The sequence below is a fragment of the Paracoccus simplex genome, from assembly GCF_042648325.1.
Classification (GTDB): domain Bacteria; phylum Pseudomonadota; class Alphaproteobacteria; order Rhodobacterales; family Rhodobacteraceae; genus Paracoccus; species Paracoccus simplex.
The window spans coordinates 1-17,405 of the sequence record NZ_JBHRXE010000026.1 but is presented as its reverse complement, the minus strand read 5'-3'; the positions used below and the strand labels follow the sequence as shown (position 1 = coordinate 17,405).

The window sequence follows — 17,405 nt, the reverse complement described above, 5'->3', positions numbered from 1 at the left end:
GTTCCGGGTATCGAAGGACCTGCAAGCGGCCGCCGACAACCATAACTCAGATTTGGTAGTGATCTGTTGGTGGCAGTTCCATTCTGATACGCGTGCGATTGGTTGCGATGAGAAGTCGTGGTCAGAGAAACCGGGGGATTTCCCAAAGCGCGCATGTCATGGCTTCAGCTCGGCATCGACCTCCTCTTCGATCAGGGTGCAGTGCAGCGCGACGGGCATGGACTGAATGACATCGTCAAGTGGGCCGTCAATGAAATCGCAACTTATGAGATTGTCGTCGCCGCTGATGCGAGCAGTGAAAACATTGACATTGACATTAGGTCGACCCTCTATCCATTCGAGGTCACTTTCGCCAACCTGATTGCCACTGATCTCGGCGATTCCGGGCGAAGCCGGCACCTGCACGGTCTCCGTGCCAAGGTCAAATCGCCCGACATCATCAACGAATTCCTTACCTTTTTCAGAAGGGTCGCCATAGTAGGAGGCTGATACGACAACCTCCTCATGCAGCGCGGTCAGACGTTCCTCTGCCTTGGTCGAGAAGGTCAGATCGACTGTGAAACCGAATGGAGAGTCTGCACTATCATCGAAGGTGACTTGGTCCGCGAAGCAGGTTGCAAGATTACGCGGTGCACCCAGATCCTCTGCCCATTTGATCAATTGCGGGGCTTCGGAAGCTTCGGCAATGCCGCCCCACACGTCCTTGAACTGTTTCTTGCCACCGACCTCCTGGAAGAAGAACATTGCCATATCAGCGGTGGGAATGGATGCGCTCACCGCGCTCCATTCATCGCTTTCCAGAAAGGACCCAACCTCGACATCTGAAGGTTTGAAACGTTCGGATGGCTTCAGATCCTTGGAAAAGGCATCGACGATCAGGTGGGCATATTCTCTGGCGCGCTTATCCGTCAGATTGGTGTCGATACCCGCGCAGGGATCACCCCCCTCAGCCAAGGCAGGTACGGCCGTTGCGACAAGGACCATCACGATGCTTATGAAACAGGTCGTCATTCTCACAGTATACACTCCCAAACCTGTCATCCTGAAAATGGAACAGGGCAGGTCATATCGCCCTCTTCGCATTCCAGATACTGTCGCAGTTCATGCGCGCGCTTCTGCGTCAGGTCGGCCAGGCACAGATCGTGCGCCATGGGGTAGACGCTGCCACCAGTCGCTGCCGAGGCGGCGAAGGCGCATTCCGCGTCGCGAAACGTGATCCAGGCGCGCTGTGAATCGCGCAGAAGATGCCGGGCATCCACATCATCAGCCAGTCGCTGCCTGATCTCATGGAAATACCTGTTCAGATCCGCGTCGGATTTCTCATAGGCTTGCGCCGCGCAGCGGTTCATTGAAGCCTGATCCACTGCCTTATCCATGCACTGATCCGCCTGCGCGGCAGATAAGGATAACGTGCAGAATAATGCTGCCAGGACGATATGTTTCATAGACGCCTCCACTTTCTTCATGACGCATTCCTCGCGTCGCTGGCAAGGAAGATATTAACTCAGGTGATAACCTATGAAACCAGATTGATTGCAATATGGACACAGGCTCGCTTCTACGGAAGCGAGCCTGCGGGTTCATTACGAGTTTCCCCAGGCCGCTTGTCGCGCCCGTCTTTACCGGCCAAGCGTTATGTACGCTGGAAGACCATTCCGCAATTCTTGGCGGCCGAAACCTGCTCGATTGCCTGCATCTGGCCACGCAGTTGTGCAACTTCCGATGTGGTCTGGTCATTCCCGTGAACGAACAGAAGTGCCGGCCAGAACACCACCAGCCCCGCCGCCATAGCAACTTCGTCGCGGGTTTGATGGCGGCGCTGAACATTCGCGGCATCATGCGCGCGATTCGAGACAGTGATAGCCTCGGATGCCAGTTGCTGGCAGGACATGTTCTGATAAGTTGCGGTCGAGGTATAGCCCGCGCGAATATTGTCAGGGTTCTCGGCACATGCCGCAAGGGTGCAAGCCACGCCAATAGCGGATAGCATTTTAAGCTTCATCGTGTATTCTCTCCAAGATGCTCCGCAAGGAGCAAAATATCAGAACCTATAGGACGCACGGAACCGAACGGAGCCGCCATCAACTTCCATGTTGTCGGGGTCGTTCTTGAAGTCACTGAAACGATAACCTTCCCAGGATCCACCGACCAGCCACTTGTCGGATACGGCATAATCGGCGCCGATGCCGAAAACTGCGCCGCCGCTCTTCCCATGGGCACGGTCGGCGCCTTCGGTCCGGGCGTGTGCATAGCCTGCCAAGCCATAGACCAGCCAATTATTATGGGCATATCCCACCTTGGCGCGAACCGTTATCAGACGTTCGACCTGCCAGACGTCGCTGTCGGCGCTGGAGTGATCGAAGGTAATCTCTCCACCGATGACCATGTTGTTGTGAAGCTGGTGGTTATAACCGGCATGGATCCCGTAGACGCCGCCGGTTGCATCATCGACGCCGTCGCGATTTACCGAGAAATCCGAATAGCTCATCTGCATACCGGCATAGAAACCGGTCCAGGTGTTGCTGTGGCTCAGCGCGGGAGCTGCGGGTGCGATCACGGGAGTTTCAATGATCGGAGCCGCATACGAACCAGCATTTGCCGCGCCGCCAATGGCCAGCGCTGCAATCGACATGACACCAAGTCGTTTCATCATTTATTCTCCAAATAGTTAGTATACAGAAACAGGCCGATAGCCCCTACTCTGCCTTTGTCCGGGCATATTATCCCACAGCATCGAGCCGCAACCTCGAGCACCTGCACAGCCGCCGAATATGTGCGTTCCGTTATAAAATGTGCGAATCATGATAGTCATAGCGGGATGACGACCGCCAGGAATATGTATTGTCTTGCTGGTATGACCGGATCCTGGCTGTGCGGCTGCTGGCGAAGACGATGTTGAACACCGGTGGAAAACCGGGGTGCGACTTCGGGGCGCGTCGCGGCATCCGCGCCGGGTGATTTCGCATAAGGAAAGACGCGACATGGTGACGTGCAATACGATTGGGAATCGCAAGTTCCTGCTCAGACGGCTTGGCGGGTCGACGGCTGGGCTGGCTCTGCTTGTCGGGCTGGGCCTGGCATCATCTCCGGCCTTGTCCGATCCAAGGTCAGTCCCACTTGATTACCTGTATGTTAAGGACGACAAGGGGAATGACGAGCTCAGTCGCATCACCATCTGGGTTTCCACAAATGATGGTCAGCGACGGCAGATGCTGTTCGACACCGGTTCGGATAGCGCCAATATGCAGCTCGGTTCCGATGTCAGCGGGGTGAAACCGACGCCGGGCACTGAGCCCCGAGGCTATTTCTATGGTGACGGCACCTATGGCTACCTGTTGCAGCAGGTCGATGTAGATGACATCGCCTATCATGCAGCAGACGGCTCCGAGAGCTTTACCCTGCCGGTTGCGGGGCAATCCACCTATCAGGTGGCGCGGATCGTCGATGTCATTTACACGGCCGATTACAAGGGGCCGGAAAAGCCGATGCTGAGCGCGGATCCTGTCTATGTCGTTACCAACGAGGATGGGTCGAAGACAGCCTATTATGCCGACCTCAATGCCCGCAAGCAGATGGCACAGGACAAGCCCATTGACGATGGCGGAACCCTTTGGGGAACCTTCGGTGCCGGCGACTACCTGGGCCGCGAATGGGCAAGCACATCGGGGCTGATCGGGCGGGCGACGAAGACGGGCTATGTCATTGCCGCCAACGGCAATACCGAGTCGGGCAAGCAGGGTCTTACACCGGGTTGTTCCCCCTGCCTGATCGTGGATGTGAATTCTGCGGTTCGTGCACAGTTCACCTCGGTCATGCCCTGGGGCGACAAGAATGGCGACGACGCCAAGGGTACCTTGCCTAACTTCCCCGGATCTGGCGCACCTGCCTCTGCCGAGTTCGAGGGGAATTACACCCTGGCATTCGGTGACGATGATGCCGCCCCCAGCCTCACCAAGGTTGCCACGTTGCTGGACACCGGAACACCCGGCGGTGGGCAGATCACCATCAGCACGGCGCGTCTGAATGCCCTTGTCGCGTCCGGGGTCAGGGTCGACATCGACAAGGATGGCAACAAGACGATCCCTTCGCTGAATCTTGTGGCGGGGGAGGGTATGCCGGTCGGTCTTTCCAACATTGATGTCGTCGAGATCGAGGGGAACGCAGACACGCCGGTGCAGTTCATAGCTGGTATGGACTTCTTTGTGAGCCAGTCGGTCATGTATGACCTGGAAAACCAGTCCACCGCCTATACGCCATATTTTGTCAGCGCCAACAATTTCACCACGGATACCCCTGCTGTGGACGAAATCGGGCTGTCGCGGGTAACGGCAGAGATGGGCAGCCCGTTTCCCATGAAGGATGATGACGGGACCGAATACACCGTTGGCTATTTCGGCGCGGCCGGGGTGATCTCGGGCGCTGGCGATCTGACGGTGGCAAAACACGCCCAATTGCGGCTTTCCAATGCCAACACCTATACCGGTCAGACCGTGATTGAGACGGATGGCAAGCTCGAACTGGCCGGCATCGGCAGCATCGAAACCTCGTCGCGGGTGGTGGCGGATGGCACGCTGGACATCGGCGACAAGGGTAATCGCATCGCATTCTGGGGGGTGTCAGATGCGTATAATGATGCGCGGATTCGCAGCCTGTCCGGCTCTGGCACGGTGCTGCTTTACGACCGCAATCTGGTGCTGACGGCGGCGCAGGACAGTTTCAGAGGGACGATCACCGACCTTGACGCGGAAAACACGCATCACGGCGGCGGCCTGATCGTTCAGGGTGGCGTGCAGACGCTGGCCGGCAACAATCAGTATACCGGTGCGACCAGGATCAATACCGGTGCAGGATTGGTCCTGACCTCGAAAGGGTCGCTTGCCAGTAAGGTTCTTGTTTCCGGCGGTTTTGCCAATGACGGCACCGTGAATGATCATACGACCGTGCAGAATGGCGGCACGGCAGGCGGCACGGGCACCTTCCACGGCTTGACGGTAGCCGATGGCGGCGCGGTAGCCACAGGCGGCGCGGTACCGTTGAAGGTTGAAGGAAGCTTTACCCAGCAGGCAGGCTCGACCCTCGTATTCGGTCCGGTGGCTGGGGGTGCCCAACCCGGTATCGCTGTCTCGGATCAGGCGTTGATCGAAAATGGCGCAAGCGTAACACTTGACCGCGCCACGGCTGGGCGACTGTCGCTGGGACGCGAGTATCTGTTGCTGGACGCAACTGGCGGCGTCTCTGGTGGTTATAACATGCTGGCGGGGGATCTGGTGACGGATGCACCGTTCCTCAGCTTTGCGCTGAACAATTCTCCTGCCAATGTTGTGCTGGAGGTGAGGCGTTCGGATATCGCCTTCGCCGATGTGGCACAAAGCGCGAACCAGGCTTCTTCGGCTTTCGGGCTGGAGTCACTGGGCAGCGGCAACCCGGTTTATGATGAGGCACTCTATCTAGGTGCCTCTGAGGCGGCGAGCGCCTTCGACTCGGTCTCGGGCGAGATCCATGCATCAATGCAGGGGGCGTTGATCGACGAAAGCCACTTTCTGCGCGATGCGGTAAACGGACGTCTGCGCGCAGCATTCGGGACGGTCGGCGCCTCGAAGAGTGGCGTAATGGCCTTGACCGTCGACGGGGCGGTCGATGCCGTCGCCACGATTGATGGGCCGGTCTATTGGGGCCATGCCTTTGGCGCCCGGGGTCGGACAGATGGCGATGGCAATGCTGCGCAGCTTGACCGCAGAACCCACGGCCTTGTCCTTGGCTATGATGCGCCAGTCGAGGATTGGCGGCTGGGCGGCGTGCTGGCGATGAGCGACAGCTCGTATGACGTGGATGATCGAGTTTCCTCAGGATCAGGAAACGGGATCCATCTCGGGGCCTATGCCGGCACGGAATGGGGGCAGACTGCCCTGCGTGCCGGGTTGACCTATTCGGATTACCGCTTGAAGACAGATCGCCACGCCGCCATCGGTGAAATGGCCGCGCCGCTCTCGTCGAAATATAATGGGCATGTCTGGCAAGCGTTTGCGGAGGTCGGCCACCGTGTCGATCACGGCAACATGGCACTGGAGCCCTATGCCGGGCTGGCCCATGTCCGGTTGCGCACAGACAGCTTCGCCGAACGTGGCGGCAGCATGGCGCTTGGGGGTGTAGAAGGGGTGATGAACACGACCTTCACCACGATCGGGTTGCGCGCGGCTACGACGATCAGATCTGCTGAGCATGACCTCGCGGTCAGCGGCGGAATCGGCTGGCGCCATGCCTTCGGTGACGTTGACCCGGAACTTGCAATGGCCTTTGCCGGGGGCGCAACCTTCGACATCGCCGGCGCGGCAATTGCCCGCAACGCGGCTGTGCTGGACCTGGGCGTCGACATGAACCTTGGAAAGAAGGCAATCATGCGACTGGACTATCAGGGCCAGCTTGCCTCGGACGCGCGCGAGCACCGCCTTGGCGCCACCTTCAGTATGCGTTTCTAGAGACGGGAACATCCGAAGGACCGGGATGAGACGCTAACCCAGATGACGCGATAAGACCAGCCAGCGTCATCCTGCTTTCACACGAATACCACCTCAGGAGAACATCAATGCGGACCGGACTTCTTATTGTGCTTTTGGCAATCGCCCCTCTGGCGGCCTGTGACGAATCCGGTGGCTATGACGATTATGATGGCTGTCACGGCGTCGGCTGCTTGGTCGATAACCCCGATGATCCAGACAATTGGCCGATCTGCTCGGACGGGGCGCAGCGCCAAGACTGCCGAAACGCGCCCCTCGGTTACTGAACAGTCGCTTCCAATGCCTCCTCCGCCGATGGTTGGGGGAGGCACGACATGCGGGTGATTTCAGGTTTCCACTGAAGGTGCCACGCGGGGGCGCGGTCAGCAAAGCAGGAAACGATCAGGTGCGTGATGGTGCCAGAGCTTCGATCCTGACGATAAGGACATGGAAATGCTACGGAAAAAATCAGCTTCTCTTGTGCGGCGCGATCTGATTGCCCGCTACGCCATTTTTGCGCTGTTGGGGGCGGGGATAAACATCGCCGCAGCCGCTCCAGTGATGGCCGAGGCCACGGTAGAGTGTCATTCGAGGAATCATAAATATGATGAATGCTGGGCTGGACCGCTGAAAAAGCCGCAACTCATCCATCAAATATCGAACGCTTCGTGCATTCTGAACAAGACTTGGGGTTACAATCCAAAAAGCCAATACATCTGGGTTGCCCAAGGCTGCGCCGGCGTCTTTGCCGATGTCGCCGGCTATCATCATGGCCGTGGTGGTGGTCACGATGCAAATGCTCGTGCTTATGACGATCACGGCCATGACGTCGGTGCTGTCGTCGGCGCCGCCGTTATCGGCGCTCTTGTCGGCAGCATGACCAGCGATGAGCACAACCACCGAGGTCACGCCCACACGACCACCAACAACTATTACCAGGTCAATGATTACAGCGGCTGTCACGGGATCGGTTGTTATGTCGACAATCCGGACGCGGACGATGAAATCGACCCCAGGCCGCAATTTGATGCGCAGGGAGAGCCAAACTTTGATGAGGACGGCAACTATCAAGGCTGTCATGGCATGGGTTGCCTGGTCGACGATCCGGACGAATAATACGACAAATGCGCCATCCTGCCTCCCCGACGAAGCGGACGGCAAGCTCCGTGTCGGTAAGCTGTTGATTGCCACTGAGAATTGACCCGGCAACGGCCAAAATTGTCACTGAGAGTTGACCCATGTGCAGGGTATGTCGCCCGAAGAGATTGAGTGTGCTTTTGACAGGTTCTACCGAGGCAGCGGGCACGAGACTTTGCCCGGCTCCGGATTGGGGCTGACGCTTGCGCGCGATCTGGCGCGAATACAGGGAGGAGACGTGACCTTGACGCAGCGTGACGGGGGAGGCCTGACAGCCGCGCTTTACCTGCCGAAGGATGACGTCGCATGACCGCGCCACTGATCCTGTGTGTCGAGGATGAACCATCCCTGCGCGACGACATCGCCTTCGAACTGCACGAGGCCGGTTACATCGTGAGCGCCGCCGGAGATGCGCGCGAGGCGCTGGCCTGTCTGGAAAGGCAGCGCCCCGATCTGATCCTCTGTGACATCCTGATGCCCGGCATGGACGGCAAGAGGTTCATGTCCCATTTGCGCCGGACGAGACCCGATCTTGATGACGTGCCCTTTGTCTTTCTGACTGCCCTGTCCTCGCGCCAGCAGGTAATCGATGGGCGCATGGCGGGGGCCGACGATTATGTGACCAAGCCCATTGATTACGACCTGCTTCGTGCCACCGTTGAAGCGCGCCTGAACCGGATGCAAAGGTTGCGCGCAATGCCGGGAGATCGATCTGGCCTGGCCGCCCTCGACCGCCTGGCTCTTGGCGTGGTGCTGCTCGATGCCAATGGCGGCGTGGTCCATGCCAATCCTCTGGCCCAAAGCTTGTCGGGCGCGGCCGGAATCTCGCTGAGTGGGCGTTTTGCCGCCAGCGGCGAAAATGGCCGGAAGCTGTCCGCGTTGATCGCAGGGTTGGCCCCGGGGAAAGGGATGGCGCCGACGGGGTTGCGCTTGGACGATGGGTGCCAGCTCATGATTATCGGGATGTCGCTGCCAGCGCACTCGCACCATGATGAGGCGGTCGCCATGCTGATACTGAGCGGCACAGACAGCAAACCTCCTATGGACACTGCGACGCTTGGCCAGTTGTTCGGCCTGACGCCGATGGAAGCCCAGGTCGCGTGTTTGTTGGCAGAAGGGCTGCGCCGCAGCCAGATTGCAGACCGGTTGGCGATCTCGGGCACGACCGTCGCATTCCATCTGCGAAACATCTTCTCCAAGACCGGCGTGCAAAGGCAGGCGGAACTGGTGGCGTTGATTCTGTCAGTACCACTGGCGCAGCCGGTGACCTGAGTGAAGCGGCGCATTGAATATCTGTAAGTGCCGTCTCCGCCCCATTGGGTTTTCGCTTGCGGTCGGGATCGCTCGGCGTATCCGGCTGCCGCTTTCGCCCTTGTGCGCGCTCAGAATGAGCTCACTGGGGACACCCGGATGAGCTCATTGTGAGGAGTGGGGCGCCGCGGCGTAGGCCCAGGGCATCAACGCATCAATGTCCTTGTCGAGATGGCCGTTGGCGAGCTTGGTGAAGAGATCGCGCAGGTAGGCGTAGGGCTCGACACCGTTCATCTTGCATGTGCCGATCAGGCTGGCGAAGCGTGCCCACGAGCGCCCGCCGTCGTCGTGCCCGGCGAACAGCGCGTTGCGGCGGTTCATGGCCGGGCTGCGGATCGCGTTCTCGACAAGGTTGGAGTCCATGTCGAAGGCCAGTAACCGACGGCTGAACCCCACATTGCTTGGCTGACGCGCTGCTGCGCAGTGAACCGCCCCGGGTTTACCGGAGAGTTTCTGGTTCAATGATTAGGCTGCTTTTTCGGCGGCGTTCAAGCTTGTGTAGAATTCCTCCTCTGCTTCGTTCGGTGTGACGTAACCGATGGCGCTGTGCAGGCGCGTCTTGTTATACCAGTCGACCCACTTCAGGGTTTCCCACTCGACTTGACCCACGGATTTCCAAGGGCCGAGGAACTTGATGACCTCGGTCTTGAACAGGCCGATGATGCTTTCAGCCAGAGCGTTGTCATAGGAATCACCGACGCTGCCGACCGAGGTGTCGATGCCCGCCTCGGCCAGCCGCTCGGTATATCGGATCGAGAGATATTGGCTGCCCCGGTCGCTGTGATGGATCAGCTTGTCAGCCTCGGACGGCGCGCGCTGGCAGATGGCCTGATTCAGAGCGTCGAGGACGAAACCGGTGGTCATCGAAGTCGAGACGCGCCAGCCGACGATCTTGCGGGCGAAGACGTCGATCACGAAGGCCACATAAACCATGCCCTGCCAACTTGAGACGTAGGTGAAATCGCTGACCCACAGCTGGTTCGGCATGTCTGCCACGAAGACCCGGTTCACCTTGTCGTCCGGGCAGGGTTGCTGCGCCGCGAGGGCGAGCCCTCGGGGATCAATCGGATCTATCGGCTCTACCGCGAAGAAGGGCTGACGGTGCGCAAGCGGAAGGCGCGGCGCAAGGCGGTCGGAACACGGGCCCCTATCCTGGTCGAGGCGCGGCCCAATGCACGCTGGTCGCTGGATTTCGTCCATGACCAGTTCGATTGCGGGCGAAGATGCCGGGTGCTGAACATCGTCGATGACGTGACCCGGGAATGTTTGGCGGCGATCCCGGACACCTCAATCTCGGGGCGGCGCGTGGCGCGAGAACTGGCCGCCCTGATCGAACGCCGCGGAAAGCCCGGGATGATCGTCTCTGACAACGGCACCGAACTGACCAGTAACGCGATCTTAACCTTTGCCGCCGATCGCGACATTGAGTGGCATTACATCGCCCCGGGCAAGCCGATGCAGAACGGATTTGTGGAAAGTTTCAACGGGCGGATGCGGGACGAGCTGCTCAACGAGACCATGTTCCGCAACCTGGCCCATGCCCGTATCGTGATCGCCGCCTGGGCTGCCGACTACAACACCGAACGCCCGCACTCGGCCTTGGACTACCAGGCCCCGGCTGACTACGCGCGGACCCTGACCGCCGCAATCGCCCGCCCCGCTGCGCGAGATGAAAGCTCCGCGCGTCGGGCGATTGCTCAACCTGCGCCAATTGGCGTAAACACTAACCGGGCTCCGGTCGCGGCTGGATGAAAGTTCAGGGGCAGGTCACCCCGCCCCCGTAGACCAAAGCCTACGGCAAGGTCGCGACTGACGCCCATGCCCGATCAAATGAGGCACCGAGGCCGCGCTTGCCCCATTCGGACTGCTGAGGTCACGCAAAGGCGGCAAGGGTCCGTTTCAGCAGATCCGCGGCAGCTGTTCGCCCACAAGGCGGTCGACGATGCGGCGCCCGCCGAAGGAGGTCACCATCTGCACACGGGCCGTATGGGCGCCTCCCTCGGATGCGGCCACAGCGCGGCCGATGATTGCGGCGCCCTGCCCTTCGGGGCGGGAACGCATCGCGGTTAGCGCGGCCTCAGCCTCGGCCTCGGGCACGAACAGGACCATGGTTCCCTCATTGGCCAGATAGAGCGGATCAAGGCCAAGAATCTCGCAGACCCCGCGCACCTCGGGGCGCAGGGGCAGCGCATCTTCCCTGATCTCGATGCCGCATCCTGCCGCCAGCGCCATTTCATTCAGCGCCGCGGCAAGCCCTCCGCGGGTCGCATCGCGGGCGGCGCGGGTGCCGGGGGCGGCGGCCAGCACCGCCTCCATCAGATGCCCAAGCCCCTGACAGTCCGAGACCAGATCCGTCGACAGCGCCAGATCGCCGCGCGCCGCCAGAATGGCCGCGCCGTGATCGCCCAGCACGCCATTGACCAGCACGACATCGCCCGGCCTGATCCGCGCCGCAGCCAGATCGCGCCCCGCCGGGATCACGCCAACGCCCGAGGTGGTGACGAACAGCCCGTCCGCCGATCCGCGCCCGACGACCTTGGTGTCGCCGGTCACGATCCGCACCCCCGCCAGCACCGCCTCGCGCGCCATCGAGGCGACCACGCGCTGCAACAGCGCGATCTCGCAGCCTTCCTCGATAATGAACGCCGCCGACAGCCACAGCGGCCGCGCCCCGCCGACGGCCAGATCGTTCACCGTGCCGCAGACCGCCAGCTTGCCGATATCCCCGCCGGGAAATTCCAGCGGCGTGACCACGAAACTGTCGGTGGTCAAGGCCAGCCGCGCACCGGGTTCACACAGCGCATCCGCCGTCAGCCGCGCCTGATCCTCGCCCGATCCGGGGCCGAAGGCGGGAAAAAAGACGGTTTCGATCAGATCGGCCATCGCCTTGCCGCCACCGCCATGCGACAGGGTCACATGGCTGTCGCGCAGCGCTCCGAAAGCAATTGCGTTCATGGTCTGGCCCGCCTCCTATTCCGCTGCGACCCGTGCGCCGCCATATTGCCAATAGGCCGCGCAAGCCCCTTCCGAGCTGACCATCAGCGCCCCCAGCGGCATGTCCGGTGTGCAGCCCTTGCCAAAATGCGGGCAGGCCGTCGGTTTGAGCCGCCCCGCCATGACCGCACCACAGGCGCAGCCCTCGGGTTCCGGCGCCGGGTTGCGCGCCACCGCATAGCCGATGCCGAATTTTTCCTCGGCGTCGAAGGCTGCGTATTTCGGGCGGATGCGCAATCCGCTGGCGTCGATCTCGCCGAGGCCACGCCATTCAAAGCTGGGGCGCCGTTCATAGACATCGGCAATGGCGGCCAGACTGACCGGATTGCCCTCATCGGGGACCACGCGGGCATATTGGTTTTCGACCTCGGCGCGCCCTTCGGCAATCTGGTCCAGCACCATCAGCACCGATTGCAGAAGATCGGTCGGCTCGAACCCTGCGACGACAAGCGGTTTCTGGAAATCCCGGGCAATGAAATCATAGGGATGCACCCCGATGACCATCGAGACATGACCCGGCCCGATGAACCCGTCCAGCACCATATGCGGATCCTTCAGCAGGGCGTGGATGGGTTCGGGCACGGTGATATGGTTGCAGAAGACGCTGAAATTGCCCAACCCTTCCCGCGCGGCCTGCTGGATGGCCAGCGCAGTCGAAGGAGTCGTCGTCTCGAAGCCCAGACCAAAGAACACCACGTCGCGTTCGGGGTATTTCCGGGCCAGAGCCAGGGCATCCAGCGGCGAATAGACCATGCGGATATCCGCCCCCGCCGCCCGCGCCTGCAACAGCGATTGCGACCGGCCCGGCACCCGCATCGCATCGCCAAAGGTGGTGAAGATGACGGCCGGACGCCTGGCGATCTGGATGGATTCGTCGATCCGCGCACGCGGCAGAACGCAGACCGGACAACCGGGGCCGTGGATGAATTCCACGCCCTCATGCACCAGCTTGTCCAGACCATAGCGAAAGATCGAATGGGTGTGGCCGCCGCAGATCTCCATGATATGCACCGGCTTTTCGCGGCTGGCGCCGATCTGGTCGGCGCGGCATGCAATCGCGGCCAGCAACGCGCGCGCTGCCTTGGGATCGCGGAATTCCGAGGCAAATTTCATCGTGCCATCTCCCGGTCGGCTTCGGCCATCTGTTCAAGCGCCTCTTGCGCCTCGCCCAGTTCATGCAACGCGGCCAGCGTGCGCGCCGCCTCGTCCTCGTCGATCAGGCTCATGGCGAAACCGACATGGATCAGCACCCATCGGCCGATCAACCCCTCAGGCAGCCCTTCGGCCACGCAGGCGATATTGACCTCGCGGCGCACACCCGAGATCTCGGCCACGGCCATCATCCTCGCAGGATCGGTCATGGCTGTGATGCGGCCCGGGATTCCCAGACACATGGCTATTCCTCCTCTTCCGGGGTGGCATGACGCTCGGCCGGATCCTTGACGCCATAGCGGTCCAGCTTGGCGCGCAGGCCCACCCGCGACACACCCAGTTCGGCCGCCGCGCGGCTTTTGTTCCAGCGGTGGCGGGTCAGCGTCTCGCGCAGGATGCGCATTTCGATCAGTTCGACCCGCTCTTTCAGGCTGCCGTCTCCGACAAGCACCGCTTGGGTCAGGCGGCCGGCGCCGTCTTCACCCGGCGGCCCCTGAAGGATCCGGCGAGAGATCAAATCGGCACCCAGAACGCTGTCTTGCGCAAGGATCAGCATCCGGGTGATCTCATTCGACAACTCGCGCAAATTGCCAAGCCAGTCATAGTTCTCCAGAAACTCCAGCGCGCGTCCGTCAAAACCATGCACCGGCTTGCCGTGGCGGGCAGCCAGTTCGGCCAGAATGTGCTGGGCCAGCATGGCGATATCGCTGCGTCGCGCGCGCAGGGGCGGCACCGCAATCTCGGCCACCGCCAAAGCGTAATAGAGGTCGGGACGGAATCGCCCTTCGGCCACCAGCGCCGCCAAATCCGTGCCGGCCCCGGCGATCAGGCGCAGGTTGCTGGTCAGCGTCTCTTGCCCGCCGACCGGCGTGAAGCCGCGCCCCGACAGGATCCGCAAAAGCACAAGCTGCAATTCGGGCGTGATGGTCTCGATCCCCGACAGATAAAGCGTCCCGCGATCCGCCTTTTGAATCAGGCCGATCCGGCTGGTTCCTCCAGCCACCGCCCCGCGCCGCGCGCCCAGCAGTTCGATCATGACCAGTTCATCGGGCATTCCGGTCAGATCCAGCGCGTAAAAGGGCCGGTCAGCCCTGAGTGAGGCCAGATGCATCGCCTGCGCAAGCTGTTCCTTGCCCGTGCCCTGCTCGCCCGTCAGCAGCACCGGGACATCGAAGGCCGCACATTGCCGAGCCGCGTCAACGGTGCCGTTCATCGGCGAGTTGGGCGCACGCAGCACGCTGTCGAAGCCCTGCTCCTGACGCAGCGCCCGCCGCCGCTTTTCCAGCCGGCTCTCGGAGGTCGAGGCAAGACGGCGCATTTCCAGCGCCAGACGTTCATTCTCGCGCGCGAGATGGAAAAGTTGCGCCGCATTGCGCACCGCCATCAGCAACTGGTCGGGATGCCATGGCTTGGCGATAAACTGATGGATGCCGGCGAGATTGATCGCATCGACGATGGCCGACGGATCGGTATAGCCAGTTATCAGAAGCCGCACCGTTTCCGGCCAGCGCTCGCGCAGCCCGGTCAGGAACTCCACCCCGGTCTGGCCGGGCATCCGCTGGTCGCAGACCACCACCTGCACCCATTCCTCTTCCATCAGCCGGGCGGCGGCGGCGGCGTCCGGGGCGGTCAGGATTTCGAACTCATCCTCAAGCGCCATGCGCATCGCCGAAAGCGAATGCGGCTCGTCATCCACCAGCAGGACAAAGGGGCGCGGCGTGGGCATGGCTCAGGCCTTTGTCGCCAGACCGGCGCGCAGCCAGTCGATCCAGGCCTGCATCCCCTCGCCGGTGCGGGCCGAAAGGCGCAGGATGTCTATGCCGGGGTTCACCCGCCGCAGATTGGCCTCATAGACCTCGGGATCGGCATCGCAATGGGGGGCAAGGTCGATCTTGTTCAGGATGGCAAGCCTTGCGGCCGTAAACATATCCGGGTATTTCAAGGGCTTGTCTTCACCCTCGGTCACCGACAGGATCGCGACCTTGGCATCCTCGCCCAGATCAAAAGCCGCGGGGCAGACCAGATTGCCGACATTTTCGATGAACAGCAGCGAGGCCGGTTCCAGCCGCAGCGCATCCATCGCACCGCCCACCATCTGCGCATCCAGATGGCAGCCCTTGCCGGTATTGACCTGCACCGCCCGCGCGCCGGTGGCGCGGATCCGGTCGGCATCGTTCTCGGTCTGCTGGTCGCCCTCGATCACCGCCAGCGGTTGGCCTTCCAGCATCGAGATGGTCCGGCACAGCAACGTGGTCTTGCCCGAACCGGGCGATGAGACAAGGTTGACCGCAAAGGCTCGCAGCGCCGAAAGCACCCGCCGGTTGCCCGCAGCCAACCCGTCATTGCGGGCCAGAAGCGAGGTCTCGACCTCGATCAGCCGCTGCTGGGTCAGGCCCGGCACCGACAGACCCGCCGCGCCCGCGCCGTAGTCGTGATGGTGACCATGGCCCGGCGCATGGTCGTGATGATGATGGTGGTGGTGATCGCCGGAACCATGGTCATGCGCGTGACCATTCGCGGCATGGCTGTGCCCGTGGCCATGGCTGTGATCCTGCGCGTGCTCATGGGCCAGGCCCAGCCGGTGTGCCTCGTCATGGCTGATCTCGCGCCCGTCCACCGTCACCGTGCTGCCGCAACCGCAAATCCCACACATCAGATCACCTCCATATCCCTGATCCGCATTTCGTCCCCCGTCTCGGGCATCAGCCTGCCACCGCCACAGAGGGGGCAGGGCGACAGGCGGTCGTCCAATTCCACCTGTTCGGCACAGTCGAAACACATTGCCCGGCCCGGCAGGTCGATCATTTCCAGGGCCGCGCCCTCGGCCGGGCTGCCGCGCATGACCACGTCAAAGGCAAAGCTCAGCGCGGCCTTTTCCACCCCGGCAAAGCGCCCGACTTCCAGCCGCATCCGGGTCACGCGGGAAAAACCGTGGCGGCGGGCCTGATCCTCGACAATGCCGCGGATCCCTTCGCAAAGCGACATCTCATGCATGGGGTCCGGCCTCCAGATGCAGAGGGATACAGGGATCAAGGATCATGGCAAGCAAAGGCGCCCGATCCGCCTTGTGCGGCGGAAGTGTCGCAAGGCTGGCCGCCAGCAGCCCGCCCGGCATCAGCAGGTGATCGGTGGGTGTGCGGCGCGAAAAGCGGGTCACGATGCCGCCGGCCGCGCGCAGTTCAAGCGCGCAGAGACCACGCGAACAGGGCACCAGCGCCGCCCCTTGTGCCATCCGGCGGGGCGGCGGGAAAGCCCCGCGCGACAGGGCGTCGAGATCGACCAGCCGGGCCAGCAGATGCACCAGAGGCCCGTGACCATATGCGCCCCGCACCGCCATCAGCAGCGGATGTCCGGCATGGCGTGTGGCAAGGCTGTTCTCGACAGGGCCGTGGCCGAACGGATCCGTCATCGCCGGCAGATCGCTGACCGCCTCGCCCGGCGCGAAATGCCCCTGAACCGCCGCGACAAGGCGCGCAAACGGCGCGGGGCCCGCGCTCCATGCGGCCAGATCACCGGGTCCGGGCAGGCCATCCTGCCCGAAAAGCGCCACCCGCAGCGCGCGCCCCCCCGCCTGCCAGCCCTGCGGCAACGCCAGGGGCGCAAGCCCAAGCTGCGGCGGCAGATGCAGGCACAGCCTGGCCAGATGGTCGCGGATCATGTCGCGGCGCAGATCGTCCAGGGGCGGCAGCGGCAGCCCAAGCGCCAGCGCCATAGCCCATTCCTGCACGGACCGGCACAGGCCGAACAGGGCAGGTAGCATCTGCCTGACCTCATCCACCCTGCGCCCCGTCATCAGCGCATCCACCGCCAGCCCCGCCTGCGTCCCCTGCGCAAGGGCAAGCCCTCCGTCGCGGGGCAAAAGGCGAAAGCTGACGGCGGCAGAGATCATTCCACGCCCCCGGATATCTCCGGATCGTCGCCCTCTGCCGGAGCAGCGGCCAGCCCGCCGGTCAGCAGCGCCCGGCGCGTGGGGCGCGGATCGGGGATCGGTGCATCCGATGCCGGTCCGGCCTCGGATGCGGCCTCGGGCGGCGGCGCAAGCTCGGCCTCGCGGGCGGCGCGAATCTCGGCGGCGCGGTCGGTCCCGTCGCGGTTTTCGGGTTTGAACAGCTCGACCATCACCGCGCGCGCGACATCGACGGCCTGCAACTGGCTGGTGAAATCTGCCATCGGCGAGAACAGCGAACAGGCCTTGTAAGGGCCGGTCATCTCACGGCTGTTATGGATGAATTCATATTCGCCCGAGGGGCTCTGTTGCACAAATCGGCTTAAGGCCGAGGTTCCCCTTTCCCCGGACGGACTTATCCCACAGCTTCC

General features: G+C 62.2%; 16 protein-coding genes and 3 pseudogenes. 5 read left to right on the top strand and 14 right to left on the bottom strand.

The genetic code is table 11. The features are described 5' to 3' along the window. Nucleotides 1-156: 156 nt before the first annotated feature. From ACFOMP_RS10650 to ACFOMP_RS10635, 4 genes are all read right to left on the bottom strand, one after another. Nucleotides 157-984 (bottom strand): hypothetical protein, encoded by an 828-nt coding sequence (locus ACFOMP_RS10650; RefSeq protein WP_379030234.1) that lies wholly within the window; start codon nucleotides 982-984, stop codon nucleotides 157-159. Nucleotides 985-1,037: 53 nt separating this feature from the next. Next, a complete protein-coding gene (locus tag ACFOMP_RS10645; protein ID WP_379030231.1) occupies nucleotides 1,038-1,466 on the bottom strand; it encodes a lysozyme inhibitor LprI family protein in 429 nt (142 codons plus the stop codon). Nucleotides 1,467-1,633: 167 nt separating this feature from the next. Next, nucleotides 1,634-2,002, bottom strand: coding sequence for a hypothetical protein (locus tag ACFOMP_RS10640; protein WP_379030228.1), 369 nt, complete (start codon nucleotides 2,000-2,002; stop codon nucleotides 1,634-1,636). 39 nt (nucleotides 2,003-2,041) lie between these two features. Continuing rightward, complete coding sequence (locus tag ACFOMP_RS10635) at nucleotides 2,042-2,653, bottom strand: outer membrane protein (protein ID WP_379030225.1); 612 nt, start codon at nucleotides 2,651-2,653, stop codon at nucleotides 2,042-2,044. Nucleotides 2,654-2,981: 328 nt separating this feature from the next. On the opposite strand from ACFOMP_RS10635, the gene ACFOMP_RS10630 reads away from it, so the two are divergent. From ACFOMP_RS10630 to ACFOMP_RS10615, 4 genes are all read left to right on the top strand, one after another. After that, complete coding sequence (locus ACFOMP_RS10630) at nucleotides 2,982-6,476, top strand: autotransporter outer membrane beta-barrel domain-containing protein (protein ID WP_379030222.1); 3,495 nt, start codon at nucleotides 2,982-2,984, stop codon at nucleotides 6,474-6,476. A gap of 465 nt (nucleotides 6,477-6,941) precedes the next feature. Then, nucleotides 6,942-7,610, top strand: a complete 669-nt coding sequence (locus ACFOMP_RS10625; RefSeq protein ID WP_197025573.1) for a DUF3011 domain-containing protein — start codon at nucleotides 6,942-6,944, stop codon at nucleotides 7,608-7,610. A gap of 133 nt (nucleotides 7,611-7,743) precedes the next feature. After that, the gene (locus ACFOMP_RS10620) at nucleotides 7,744-7,941 is read left to right on the top strand and encodes an ATP-binding protein (protein ID WP_379030289.1); all 198 of its coding nucleotides are present in this window, start codon (nucleotides 7,744-7,746) and stop codon (nucleotides 7,939-7,941) included. Further along, a complete protein-coding gene (locus ACFOMP_RS10615) occupies nucleotides 7,938-8,903 on the top strand; it encodes a response regulator (RefSeq protein WP_072463932.1) in 966 nt (321 codons plus the stop codon). The genes ACFOMP_RS10620 and ACFOMP_RS10615 overlap by 4 nt, the downstream gene beginning before the upstream one ends. 144 nt (nucleotides 8,904-9,047) lie before the next feature. Here ACFOMP_RS10615 and ACFOMP_RS10610 read toward each other — a convergent pair. Together ACFOMP_RS10610 and ACFOMP_RS10605 are read right to left on the bottom strand one after the other, a co-directional pair. Next, nucleotides 9,048-9,308: pseudogene (locus tag ACFOMP_RS10610) on the bottom strand (transposase domain-containing protein); the annotation flags it as partial. A gap of 99 nt (nucleotides 9,309-9,407) precedes the next feature. Next, nucleotides 9,408-9,971 (bottom strand): annotated as a pseudogene (locus ACFOMP_RS10605) (IS3 family transposase); the annotation flags it as partial. On the opposite strand from ACFOMP_RS10605, the pseudogene ACFOMP_RS10600 reads away from it, so the two are divergent. Further along, a pseudogene (locus tag ACFOMP_RS10600) lies at nucleotides 9,972-10,694 on the top strand (IS3 family transposase); the annotation flags it as partial. A gap of 147 nt (nucleotides 10,695-10,841) precedes the next feature. Here ACFOMP_RS10600 and hypE read toward each other — a convergent pair. The 8 genes from hypE to hybE form a co-directional block, all read right to left on the bottom strand. Further along, on the bottom strand, nucleotides 10,842-11,897 hold the full coding sequence (gene hypE / locus ACFOMP_RS10595) for a hydrogenase expression/formation protein HypE (RefSeq protein ID WP_104494082.1): 1,056 nt from the start codon (nucleotides 11,895-11,897) through the stop codon (nucleotides 10,842-10,844). A 15-nt stretch (nucleotides 11,898-11,912) separates the two neighbouring features. Then, nucleotides 11,913-13,049 carry a hydrogenase formation protein HypD gene (hypD, locus tag ACFOMP_RS10590; RefSeq protein WP_104494083.1) on the bottom strand — a complete coding sequence of 379 codons (1,137 nt, stop codon included), beginning with the start codon at nucleotides 13,047-13,049 and terminating at the stop codon, nucleotides 11,913-11,915. Then, complete coding sequence (hypC, locus tag ACFOMP_RS10585) at nucleotides 13,046-13,330, bottom strand: HypC/HybG/HupF family hydrogenase formation chaperone (protein WP_028714000.1); 285 nt, start codon at nucleotides 13,328-13,330, stop codon at nucleotides 13,046-13,048. The genes hypD and hypC overlap by 4 nt, the downstream gene beginning before the upstream one ends. 2 nt (nucleotides 13,331-13,332) lie before the next feature. Continuing rightward, complete coding sequence (locus tag ACFOMP_RS10580; protein ID WP_028714001.1) at nucleotides 13,333-14,814, bottom strand: sigma-54-dependent transcriptional regulator; 1,482 nt, start codon at nucleotides 14,812-14,814, stop codon at nucleotides 13,333-13,335. A 3-nt stretch (nucleotides 14,815-14,817) separates the two neighbouring features. Continuing rightward, the gene (gene hypB, locus ACFOMP_RS10575) at nucleotides 14,818-15,741 is read right to left on the bottom strand and encodes a hydrogenase nickel incorporation protein HypB (RefSeq protein ID WP_028714002.1); all 924 of its coding nucleotides are present in this window, start codon (nucleotides 15,739-15,741) and stop codon (nucleotides 14,818-14,820) included. Next, entirely contained in the window at nucleotides 15,741-16,082 is a 342-nt protein-coding gene (gene hypA / locus ACFOMP_RS10570; RefSeq protein ID WP_104494084.1) for a hydrogenase maturation nickel metallochaperone HypA, read from the bottom strand. Before hypA ends, hypB begins: the two co-directional genes overlap by 1 nt. Next, the gene (locus ACFOMP_RS10565) at nucleotides 16,075-16,977 is read right to left on the bottom strand and encodes a hypothetical protein (protein WP_051416312.1); all 903 of its coding nucleotides are present in this window, start codon (nucleotides 16,975-16,977) and stop codon (nucleotides 16,075-16,077) included. Before ACFOMP_RS10565 ends, hypA begins: the two co-directional genes overlap by 8 nt. Next, nucleotides 16,974-17,405: [NiFe]-hydrogenase assembly chaperone HybE (gene hybE / locus ACFOMP_RS10560; RefSeq protein ID WP_379030213.1), on the bottom strand; the 432-nt coding region annotated here is incomplete at its 5' end. The genes ACFOMP_RS10565 and hybE, both read right to left, overlap by 4 nt.